The organism is Alteromonas sp. LOR (assembly GCF_000753865.1).
In the GTDB taxonomy this organism is placed as follows: domain Bacteria; phylum Pseudomonadota; class Gammaproteobacteria; order Enterobacterales; family Alteromonadaceae; genus Alteromonas.
The window spans coordinates 20,264-31,947 of sequence record NZ_JQFW01000049.1; the positions used below are offsets into that span (position 1 = coordinate 20,264).

At 44.8% G+C, this 11,684-nt stretch carries 10 protein-coding genes; 4 read left to right on the forward strand and 6 right to left on the reverse strand.

The window, feature by feature from the left end:
- The first annotated feature begins 141 nt into the window (after nt 1–141).
- From JV36_RS0113760 to JV36_RS0113770, 3 genes are all read left to right on the forward strand, one after another.
- Nucleotides 142–2,685: a carbohydrate binding family 9 domain-containing protein gene (locus JV36_RS0113760; protein ID WP_081926631.1), complete on the forward strand. Its 2,544-nt coding sequence runs from the start codon at nt 142–144 to the stop codon at nt 2,683–2,685.
- A 105-nt stretch (nt 2,686–2,790) separates the two neighbouring features.
- Nucleotides 2,791–3,297, forward strand: coding sequence for a helix-turn-helix domain-containing protein (locus JV36_RS0113765; protein WP_032097744.1), 507 nt, complete (start codon nt 2,791–2,793; stop codon nt 3,295–3,297).
- Nucleotides 3,298–3,478: 181 nt separating this feature from the next.
- Entirely contained in the window at nt 3,479–3,772 is a 294-nt protein-coding gene (locus tag JV36_RS0113770) for a hypothetical protein (RefSeq protein WP_032097743.1), read from the forward strand.
- Nucleotides 3,773–3,808: 36 nt separating this feature from the next.
- Here the strand turns inward: JV36_RS0113770 and JV36_RS0113775 are convergent, their stop codons facing one another.
- Nucleotides 3,809–4,435: an RraA family protein gene (locus tag JV36_RS0113775; protein ID WP_032097742.1), complete on the reverse strand. Its 627-nt coding sequence runs from the start codon at nt 4,433–4,435 to the stop codon at nt 3,809–3,811.
- Between the two features lie 332 nt (nt 4,436–4,767).
- Between JV36_RS0113775 and JV36_RS0113780 the strand changes: the two genes are divergently transcribed.
- The gene (locus JV36_RS0113780; protein ID WP_032097741.1) at nt 4,768–6,825 is read left to right on the forward strand and encodes a M13 family metallopeptidase; all 2,058 of its coding nucleotides are present in this window, start codon (nt 4,768–4,770) and stop codon (nt 6,823–6,825) included.
- 170 nt (nt 6,826–6,995) lie between these two features.
- Here JV36_RS0113780 and JV36_RS0113785 read toward each other — a convergent pair whose 3' ends face one another.
- From JV36_RS0113785 to JV36_RS0113810, 5 genes are all read right to left on the reverse strand, one after another.
- Nucleotides 6,996–7,424 carry an ACT domain-containing protein gene (locus JV36_RS0113785; RefSeq protein ID WP_032097740.1) on the reverse strand — a complete coding sequence of 143 codons (429 nt, stop codon included), beginning with the start codon at nt 7,422–7,424 and terminating at the stop codon, nt 6,996–6,998.
- 110 nt (nt 7,425–7,534) lie between these two features.
- A complete protein-coding gene (dbpA, locus tag JV36_RS0113790) occupies nt 7,535–8,914 on the reverse strand; it encodes an ATP-dependent RNA helicase DbpA (RefSeq protein ID WP_032097739.1) in 1,380 nt (459 codons plus the stop codon).
- Nucleotides 8,915–9,176: 262 nt separating this feature from the next.
- Nucleotides 9,177–10,226, reverse strand: a complete 1,050-nt coding sequence (gene pyrC / locus JV36_RS0113795) for a dihydroorotase (protein ID WP_032097738.1) — start codon at nt 10,224–10,226, stop codon at nt 9,177–9,179.
- Nucleotides 10,227–10,446: 220 nt separating this feature from the next.
- Nucleotides 10,447–11,007: a PhnA domain-containing protein gene (locus JV36_RS0113805; RefSeq protein WP_032097736.1), complete on the reverse strand. Its 561-nt coding sequence runs from the start codon at nt 11,005–11,007 to the stop codon at nt 10,447–10,449.
- A gap of 108 nt (nt 11,008–11,115) precedes the next feature.
- Nucleotides 11,116–11,652 (reverse strand): lipocalin family protein, encoded by a 537-nt coding sequence (locus JV36_RS0113810; RefSeq protein WP_032097735.1) that lies wholly within the window; start codon nt 11,650–11,652, stop codon nt 11,116–11,118.
- Nucleotides 11,653–11,684 lie beyond the last annotated feature (32 nt).

Sequence of the window (11,684 nt, forward strand, 5' to 3'; positions counted from 1 at the left end):
CGTAATGACTGAGCATGTATGTTTGCTATAGGTCTTTCGTTAAGCTTCCTGTTATATGCGATTAACATTCTTTTGACATTTAACGGGATGCTTCATACTGCGCTCATAAAAACTATAACGACAAAAAAGACGTTTTAAAAAATGGACACTTGGATATATAAGGCACCTCTGCGTTGCATCTGTTCTTTCTGGCGCCCGTATTGGCGCTCGTGCTGCCTCGTTTTATTGCTTGCACTAGCATTTTCTGGCAATGCTGTTGAAGGTAATTCAGCACAGCAGGATAGCCAACAAACAAAAGAAGACAACAAACCGGTAGCCGTGGTTATTCAGAGCACTACGGAATCTGCTGCTCAAAACACTACAGAGTCTGCCACTCAATCGGCTGAGTCATTCTCTTCAGATAGCGGCTCACCCGACGTTGATGAGACTATTTCACCTAACGAGTCCCGTACCTTTGACACTATCGTTGTTCCCTATCTTTCAGAGACGATTACGTTAGACGGTATCTTAGACGATGAAGCATGGCAGCGGGCTAAGGAAATACCGCTAAATGTGGTGACTCGCCCATTTGAAAATACCGCCCCACCCGTTAAGACCATCGCCAGAATATTCGAAAATGGCGATATGATTTATATCGCTTTTACTGCATATGACGATGACCCTTCTGCAATACGCGCATTGTTTCGCGACCGCGATAGCGTGTGGGATAACGACTTGGTAGGCGTTAAGCTGGATACATTCGGCGATAGTCGCCTCTCGTATCAATTTTTTGTCAATCCTCACGGCATACAAACCGACTCTATCGAAAACCAAATGACGCTAAGTGAAAGCGCCAGTTGGAATGCAATTTGGGACGCTGAAGCAAAAATCACCGATGAAGGCTATACGGTAGAGATAGCACTGCCGTTTCGCATTATGAATTTTCTGGATATTGATGGGCTTAAGCAATGGCGCGCAGAATTTGTTCGCTTTTACCCAAGAGATAACAACCTACGTATCTCGAACCGCCCTGTGGATCGCAATAACGCGTGTAGCTTATGCCAAATGGGAAAAATGGAAGGCTTTAGTCGTGCTAAGCAAGGGAAAAACCTGTCAATTACTCCCTACGCCGTTGCCGGAGCGGCACGCAGAAGAACTCCAGCAACGCCAGAGCAATGGGAATACGGAAACAATCAAGAAGTGGGTGTGGATATTAACTGGGGCATTACCTCTGACATGCTGCTTCAAGCCACGATTAACCCAGACTTTTCACAAGTAGAGGCCGACGCAGGACAGCTTGGGATCAATAACCCTTTTGCACTTTTCTTTCCTGAACAACGTCCCTTTTTTGTGGAGAACGCCGACTTTTTCAGCACTCAGTACGACTTGGTGTACACCCGCAACATTGGCGCTCCTGATATTGGCAGCAAACTTACTGGCAGAATTAACGACCATACCTTTGGTTTACTGCTGGCAAACGATGACACTACCACGTTCCTTGTTCCGGGGAATTTAGGCTCAAGCGTTGCTCAGCTCGAACAAGGCAGTACAAACCTTGCTGCGCGCTATCGCTATGACATATCCGACACCCTGTCTGTTGGTTCTATATTGACGGGCAGACATGCTGATGAATATCACAACCTAGTCACCGGCGTTGACTTGCGCTATCAAATTACGCCTAGTGACACTCTACGTGCGCAATTGCTTCGCTCCGATACTCAATACCCTGACGCCCTTGCCTCACAATTTTGTCGAGGCAGTTGCGTTAATCAAGAAGATGTTACCGAGACTACTTTAAGAACAGACAAAGAAGGCGCCTTCTCTGGAAGTACCTACAAGATTGATTACCGCCATGAAGAAAGAGAATGGTATGTCATTGCAAACAGAACCAGCACTCAGTCTGACTTTCGCGCCGACTTGGGTTTTGAAAGTAATGTAGATAGACACAAATCGGTACTCGGTGGTGGGCTGTTGTGGTGGAAAGATAATGCGTGGTGGAACCGTCTAGAGTTTGGTGGCGACTGGGATATCACTCACAATGACAATGGCGAGTTAATAGAACGAGAAGTTCAAGCGCAAATAGAAATGAACGCTGCTTATCAATCGTATTTCAACTTCCAATGGGTGAAGCGAGACCGAGTTGGATTACGCCAAAACGGGGCAAGCCTTGCCATTGACGGTAATACCACCCGGTTTACCGAAGAGCAGTTTTCTTTCTATTTTGAAGCGCGACCAAACCGAACCCTGTATTTTGAAAACTTTGCCCGAATAGGCGATAGAATTGATTTGCGCAACAATCGCTTGGGCGATCAGATTCTGCTTGAACCCCAAATAACTCTGAATATTGGCGATCATTTAGAGGCCTCGGTAAGCCATGAATACAATCGTATTGATGTAAACAATGAGATGCTGTTTACCGCTAATTTATCTGACTTTCGAATGAGCTATCAATTTGATGCAAAGCAGTTTCTCCGCCTTGCGCTTATTTACTCAGATGTACGAAGAAACCCCAATAATTACCTGGTAAATGTAGATGCCAGAGAACGCAATATGGGTACACAGCTAGTGTATTCGTACATGATTAACCCCTTGTCGCGCTTGTTCATTGGCTATGGCGACTCTGCATTTGCAGATGAAGCAACGCCCGGACTTTTTCGAACAGAGCAAGCAGTGTTTATTAAATTTAGTTACGCGTGGCTGTATTAACAGTAAAAACTAGGGGACTGTCGGCTGCTGTCGCCCTATTGTCGCTACTGTTAGCGTGATTTTATTGTACGATGGGCGAAGTCGAAAGAGTAAGGTCTGCGAGCTATGAAAACATTAAGACTAGAAAAGCGCTGGTCACAGGAGCAACTTGCACAAATGAGTGGCTTAAATGTGAGAACAATTCAGCGAGTAGAGAAAGGACAGAATGTAGGGGTTGAGACGTTGAAATCTTTAGCCGCTGTTTTTGAAATCTCTACGGACGAGTTGGTTAATATAATAAACCGTGAAATAGAAACACCGGAGGCAAAAAAGGTTGATGTAGACGCTGCCATGCACCAACGAAATGAGGCCCATGAAAAAGTAAAATCTATCAAATATTTCTACATCAATACCGCCTTTCTAGCACTCATTTTCTTTTTATTTATGGTGCCAAACTATAATGGCGGAGAAAACGCGGGCCCGCTGATAGCCGTATTTGTGTCTTTTGTAATGATCATTGTTGGTCACGCGCTAGTTGTCTTTCAGCCCTTTGGCGAAAGGTGGGAGCAAAAGAAAATAGCGAAAATTTTAGAACAGCAAAGCAATAGTCACAATTCTACCTCTAAAGACTGAGTAGTGAATGCCGTACTGCAAACAGGTTGAATTTCTGTTTTTAAGGGTACGCATATCCTTTTGCTTATCGCCTATCTCTTATCCCTTAGCTCTTAGATAGGCTACACATTGTTCATAATGAATAGGTGGTATATGCTGGCATTCCTTTCACAGGACTCAGACTAATAAAAGGATTTAAACAATGAAGTTATTTTTACTGACCGCCTTAGCAATTCCTCTTTTAGCTGCTTGTGTGATAGTGCCAGAAACTGATACTGCTAAAGTTAATCAGTGCGAAATCTCATCCGACCGAAAAACACTCAAAGTGATTAACGGATTTGAAGATACCAATACGTTTTATTCTATCAGCGGTCTTATATTGCTGCCTGTATCCGGCGTGGTTTCAGGAACCTATGTAGCGGTAAATAATATTTATCACATGGGTGAAGAGCGGTTTGTGTGCGGACCTAAAGAGTCACGCACTAAGCAGAGCTAGTACAGAATACCTCGCGCGGTTCGCTCAAAGGCTCAATCAGTCTTCATAACCTAGGGCAGTAAGTGTTGTTTCAACTTTTTCCCTGTGTTGCTTTTGCCACTGAGCTAACGACATTGACGAATCTTTGTCTGCCCGCGCTTTTGCGATGATAAAGGCCTCTTCAGATTCAGCGCGTGGAATAACCGCGATACCTTCTTCATCAGCCACAATGATATCGCCAGCATTAACGGTAACACCGCCACACACAATAGGCTCATTGAGTGGCGCTATACATTTCTTAGCGCCTGGCTTTGGCACAACTCCACGCCCGAAAACTGGAAACTTGTTTTCTCTCGTTTCTGCAATATCTCTGATCACGCCATCGATGACAAAGCCAGCTATACCCCTTTCTTGGGCGATAGCGCACACGTTCCCACCTGCCACGGCAAATTTATCATCGGCTTGAACCACAATAATATCGCCAGGTTGGGCTCGGTAAATTGCAGCATGCAACATAAGGTGATCGCCAGGGGCACATTTTACCGTGAAAGCAGGCCCTGCAATGCGCCCCATTCCTTCCCATAAAGGCTTTATCTCGTAGCCCATAAATTGGTCCCGCGAGAGTGCATCTGCATATTCGCAGGGCGAGACTGAGGCAAATAGTGTTGAGTTGAATGGCTTCATGATATGTCCTCGATTAAGCAAACTGATAAGCGTGCAAGCTCTAACTAGGCATCCACTATAACCAATTAGCCATTACAAGTTGTTACAACCTGTGTATTTTCACTATAAATACTTTTGCTAATGATACCTTCATGCTAAAAGATGCATCAAACCTCTAATAAGTGAGCGATTTTTCCTTTTTCGAATAGGATGAATAGCCACACAGAACCAAGGCACAGCCGCCCCATTACATAGCTTTACATTGTGTAGCGCTTAATAAAGTAGCCCTACAACACTTAGAGAAAGGTAATACAAAGCAGTGCTACATTTTAATAAGAAGGACATAGCAAAAAATGTTACGTAGCGTATTAAGCTTAAGTGTTGCACTTGCATTAGTGGCATGTAGCCCGCAAAACACGGCACCAGAAACCGGTAGCGTTGCAGAAGTACAAAAGGAGACGCTGTCTTCGGGGATCATCACTGAAAATATGGACCTTAGTGTCAGCCCTGGCGATGACTTTTTTCAATATGTAAACGGAAAATGGTTCGATACTTTCGAGATCCCTGCCGATAAATCTAGCTATGGCTCCTTCGTTATTTTACGAGATGAAGCACAAGACCATGTGATGGACATTATAAAGTCATCGGCAGAAGGCGACTTCAAAGCGGGTAGCGACGAGCAAAAAGTGGGTGATTTCTATCGCGCCTATATGGATGTCGACACACGAGACTCACTGGGCGTCACACCGCTTACTCCTGAGTTAGACAAAATTGCGAATATCGATAATTATTCAGATCTTGCGGCCTATTTTGCCTATGCGGCTCGGTATGGTTACGGCACGCCGTTTAGCCTTACTCAATATCCCGATTTAAAATCGCCACAACAATACCTTATGTATACTTGGCAATCGGGGCTTGGGCTACCAGAGCGCGAATACTATTTCAAAGACGATGAAACCTCGCAGACCGTGCGTGATGCCTATGTAAAACATATTCAAACTATGTTCGAACTGGCCGGTTTCAACACACCACAACAAAGCGCGCAAATGTTGTTTGAGCTAGAAACTCGTATTGCAAAGTTACATATGAAGAAAGAGCAAGCGAGAAACTTCGCGGCCAATTACAACAAGTTGACCATTGAAGAACTTGGCGAACTCATGCCTAACTTTGATTGGTCGAGCTATTTAGAGAGCGCTGATATAAGCGACATTGAGGCATTGGGAATTTTGCAAAAAGACTACATGCAAAATATCGATGGCGTTATTCAACAAACCTCTATTGATGATTGGAAAACCTTTCTGCAGTGGGGACTGCTCAATGCATCAGCAAGTCGATTGAATAGTGAGCTTGATGAGGCAAACTTCAACTTTTACAGCAAAACACTTCGTGGCGTCGAAGAACAGCAGCCTCAGTGGCGACGTGCAGTAAACTTATCGAATACCCATGTGGGTGAGCTAATTGGCAAAGTCTATGTAAAACAGCACTTTCCACCTGAAGCCAAAGAACGCATGATGGAAATGGTTAACAACCTACTTCTTGCCTATAAAAGTAGTATTGAAAACCTTGAGTGGATGACTGATGAAACTCGCGAGCAAGCCCTTGATAAATTATCGAAATTTACCGTAAAAATTGGCTATCCAGATCAATGGAAGGACTATTCAGCACTTACGGTAAAAGCCGGTGACTTATTTGGCAACTTAAAGCGCTCTTCTGATGTGCTTTATGAAGAGATGTTGAAGAAACAGGGCGGCCCAGTATGGACTCACGAATGGGGTATGACGCCGCAAACCGTGAATGCTTATTACAATCCGCCGCTAAATGAAATTGTATTTCCCGCAGCAATTCTTCAGCCGCCATTTTTTGATATGAATGCCGAAGACGCCGTTAACTATGGTGGTATTGGTGCCGTTATAGGCCATGAAATTGGCCACGGATTTGACGATGCAGGCTCAACATTTGATGGCGATGGAGTGCTCCGCAATTGGTGGACCGATAAAGACCGCTCAGAATTTGAAGCCCGCACAGCCAACTTAATTGAACAATATAACGAATTTGAAGTGCTGCCTGATGTGCATGTTAATGGTGAATATACCCTTGGCGAAAACATTGGTGATTTGGGTGGGATAAGTATTGCCCTTAAAGCCTATCACCTGTCTTTAGATGGTGAAGAAGCACCTGTTTTAGACGGTTTTACCGGCGACCAGCGTGTGTTTTTAGGGTATGGCCAAGTGTGGGCAAGTAAGTACCGCGACGAAGCACTGCGAAGCCAAGTTCAAACCGATACCCATTCACCGACTAAGTTTCGTACTAACGGTGCACTTCGAAATGTACCTGCCTTCTACGAAGCATTTAACGTAACCGAAGAAGACGCGATGTATCTTGCACCGGCAGACCGCGTAAAAATTTGGTAAGCATTGTACCAATCCGTTTTTTTGCTACCAATTAAAAGGGGCGCCTGTCTTCACAGGCGCCCCTTTTTCCCTATTTTTTTAACTGGCTTTGGTTTTAACTGGCTTTGGTTTTGACTTGCTTTAGTTTTCGCTTACTTTAGTTATGTGAAGCAGAAAACGGACTGTAGCAATTAGCCATCTACAGACTGGCCAGCTGATAGCTCTTTCAGCACTTCAACGGCGCGGGGTGCTTTATCAGACTGCACAAAAATATGGTCATGATGATAAGCGGCAACCACATTGGCACTGATACCAGCGCGGCCCAACGCAGTACTCATCGCTGCCGTCATGCCAACAGCATCGAGACTTGAATGCACTTCACAAGTTATACACTTAAATGGCCCTTCACCTGTGAGTCCATGCTGCGTTGCCAGCTGGCACGCTAAGATAAAGGTTACGCCCTCAGCTTCTTTGAATATGCCTTTTGCCTTGGTCAATAACACACGATGTTTGTCATCTTCAGATTCTTGTTCACTCAACGAAACGAAGATAAACTCATCTGCGCTAACAACCGGAGATAGGTTACTCAATAGCACTCTCAAGTCTTTTTCTGCTGCCATGGTCAGTACCTGTAAGCGTTTATTTTATCTTATTAGATTGCGATTTATTGATAACGATTTTTTGATAACGGTTTTTTGATAACGGTTTTTTTGATAACGATTATGACTTGCTACAGCTTTTTAGCTCTAATGCGCTTGCCCTTTATTTTGCCTTCGCGAAATTGGGTCATTGCACGCTTCACGCTGCGCTGCTTCACTGCGACAAAACTTGCGCTATTTTGTACCGCAATTTTACCTATATCATCACCTGGAATACCTGCATCTTTGGTTAATGCACCAAGGAGGTCGCCAGGGCGAAGCTTTTGTTTCTTACCCGCGCTAAGTGACAGGCAAGTAAACTCTGGCTGGGTAATTTTGTTTTTATGAAAACGAAGGCTCTGCGCGCCTTTAAGCGGGATGTCTTCTTGCTGCAGTACCTCAATTTTCCGTAGCGAGTTCTCTTCATCATCGCTAATTAGCGTAATGGCCATTCCCTCTGCGCCTGCTCGTGCAGTGCGCCCAATTCTGTGAATATGCACTTCTGGCTCTTCACTTACGGTGTAGTTAATGACACACGCGATATCATCAATATCCAGTCCTCTGGCAGCCACATCGGTAGCAACTAAAACCTGCAGTGAATCACTGGCGAACTGCATAAGTACAGCGGTGCGTTCATGCTGTTCCATATCACCTTTTAAGCCTGCTGCACTGAAACCCTCTGCTACAAGCTCCTCTACAACCTCAGCCACCTGAACCTTGCGATTACAAAACACAATGGCATTTTTAGGTTGGTAGTGAGTCAATACGGCTTTTAAGGCTTGAACCCGTGTGTGCTCTAGCACGTTGTAACCAAGCTGCGTAATCGCTGGTTTATTGTCTTGAGATTCCACTTTACACGACACAGGGTCTCGTAAATACTGATTAGCTACACGCTCAATTTGTTCAGTAAAGGTGGCAGAAAACAACAGTGTCTGTACCTTTGATGACATAGGAGAGAAAATAACGCGCAAGTCATCTTCAAAGCCCATATCCAACATTCTGTCAGCTTCATCAAGCACACGAAAACGCACATTTTTTAGTGTAATTCGACGTTTTTCTACGTGGTCCATAATTCGCCCCGGCGTCCCCACGATAATGTGCGGGCTGTGTTTGAGCGACTGAATTTGCGGCCCCATGGGTTTACCGCCACAAAGGGTTGTCACTTTCACATTACCAATTTGCTTTGCCGCCTGCCTAAACTGCTCTGCGACCTGATCTGCTAACTCTCGCGTAGGACATAAGACTAGTGCTTGAGTAGTAAAGTCATTAACATCAATGTTTTCCAGCACAGGAATAACAAAACACAGGGTTTTGCCACTGCCCGTTTGCGCTTGGCCAATAATATCCCTGCCTTGTAAGGCACTAGGTAAAGACTGCGCTTGAATAGGCGACAGTTGGTGAATGCCTTGAGCGTCTAGCGCTTTTACAACTGCGGGGTTTATATCAAGGTCTTTAATCGTTTCAACTGTCATTATTCTATCCAATGGGGAATTCAAAGGCCTTCTTTAACGTTTTTACCACTCGCTAGTGGCAGTCTTACTGACCATTAGCGGCAATTAGGAGGTAAAAACGAAAGGCTCATGATAATTTAAAAACACGCGAGCGGTTTTTCAATAACCACTTTCATAACAGCTTCTAAAATAGCTTTTATAACTGCTACTACCACTGTTACCAAGGTCGCGTGTTCAAGTATAAAAAGAAATTGTCGCTATAGCGCAAATATTGCGCTCAGTGCTATGCCGACTGGAAAGCTGATTTAAGCTTCCACTGCAGTGTTTGACCCGCGTAAAACGGTACCATGTCAGTGCCATCAGCTAAGGTTACTTGCTCGGGTACATCCCAATGTTCTTTCACTAAGGTCATCGTTGTTGTGTTGCGAGGCAAACCATAAAAGTCTGCACCATAGTGGCTGGCAAACCCTTCAAGCTTGTCTAGCGCTCCTAGCTGCTCGAACACTTCAGCATATAGCTCTATGGCAGACCATGCGCTGTAGCACCCTGCACAACCACACGCATTCTCTTTTTTGTGTTTGGCATGAGGCGCTGAATCGGTGCCTAGGAAAAACTTCTTGTTCCCGCTGGCTACCATGTCTCTTAGCGCTTTCTGGTGGGTATTTCGCTTTAATACTGGTAAGCAATAATTATGTGGACGCACACCGCCTACTAATAAATCGTTGCGATTAAGCAGTAAATGCTGAGGCGTAATAGTCGCGGCCACAAATTCATTGGACTGCGCCACAAATTCTGCAGCGTCTGCTGTAGTAATATGTTCAAAGACCACTTTTAACTCAGGGAAAGCAGCGGTAATTTGAGTTAAATGGGTATCGATAAACACCTTTTCACGGTCAAAAATATCAATGTGATTTTCTGTCACTTCTCCGTGAATAAGTAGCAGTAAACCCTGCTCCTGCATGGCTTCAAATACGGGATACAAGGCTTTAATACCTTTCACTGCAGCATCTGAGTTAGTGGTGGCACCAGCAGGATAAAGCTTACACGCTGTTACCCCTGCTTTTTTCGCATCGACAATATCTTGTACCGATGTTTCGTTAGTGAGAAAAAGTGTCATTAGAGGTTCGAAGCTACTGCCAACAGGACGCGCTGCATCAATACGCGCTTTATATTCCATCGCCATTGCAGCGTTAACCACTGGAGGCACTAAATTAGGCATTACAATGGCGCGCTGAAAACATCGTGCCGTAGCAGGAACAGTTTCAGCCAGCATCTCATTGTCACGGAAGTGAAGATGCCAATCGTCAGGAGTAGTGATGGTTAACGTTTGCATGCCTAATTCTCTCATTACTTTTCAGGGTTTTCGGATTACTGCAATTTACTGCGTACTTAATTTTTCTGTGCACTGGAGTTTTTATTTCACAAAGGCCTCATGGCTCATGGCTCATGGCTCATGGCTCATGGCTCATGGCTCATGGCTCATGGCTCATGGCTCATGGCTCAGCACGATAAGCGCTCTAACGTGCATTACGCCAGTGGTAAAAATGTATTATCTATGATTTTTTCGTGTATGCCGCAATAATAACGATGCGGGTGCCGTTGACCTTGCCTTCAATATGTAACGGGTTATCACAAAGGCTGATCCCCCTTACTGGTGTACCCCGCTTCGCAGTAAACCCAGCACCTTTAACGTTTAGGTCTTTAACAAGATGTACGTTATCGCCGGTTTCAAGCGCAGTGCCGTTACTATCTAATGTAGCATCCCGCTCTATAAGGCCAGCTTCGGCCCAGGTCTTAGCATCGTCATCGAGATACATCATATCTAGCGCATCTTGCGCCCACGCTTCGGTGCTCAATCGAGACAACAGTCTATAGGCAACCACCTGCACCGCAAGCGTTGTCGACCACATAGCATCGTTAAGGCAGCGGCAGTGCACGGGGTTAAGTTCTGCTTCACCCTCTAACTGAGCACGGCAAGTATCACAGGTTAGAATAGCGCACCCTGCGGTGTCGTCGGGTGATTCAGGTACCATGTAAACCTCAGTACCAGAGGTGGATTTACATAGTTCGCAAGCATTATCAGCTCTGGTTATAACAGCGTTTTGAAGCACAATTTACATCTCAAAAATAAACTGTGTGCAATAATAGCATAAATTGCTCAAGGTGAACTTCAACAGGTCCTTTTAGAGTTACTTTCTAAAGTTGTTGTCTAAAGTTATCCCTTAAAGTGCTGTGTTTTGATCTACCCATATAAGTTTGTCGGTGTCGTAGCCCGCATTTTCAGCAAACGTCATTAGTTCTGCGATAGTGGCATCTGGCAATGTTTTCGTTCTCGCTAACAACCATAAATACTCTCTATCTGGGCCGGTTACTAATGCGTATTGATAATTTTCCTTATCGAGCTTCATCACGATATAGCTTGCGTAAAATGGCCCAAAAAATGACACTTTAAGGTGCGCAGTGGTGGGCTCATCGACAAAATAAGCGGTACCCTCTGCCTCCTCCCATTCACCAGCTTCTTTTGAATACCCGCGGTTGATAACCTTCACGCCATCATCATCTCTCATAGAGTAAGTAGCCGTAACACGGGAAAGCCCTTCTTCGAAACTATGATCATAACGGGCAAGCTCATACCACTGCCCAAGGTACTTATTGAGATTAAAATCGGTGATGGGCTTCACGCCATCGGGCACGCTTGTGCAGCTCGATAGCAGTACACAAACAAAGGTAACAAGTGTTAGTTTTTGTAGAAAGCGCATACTAACTTCCTGATTTCATACGTATTCATAGC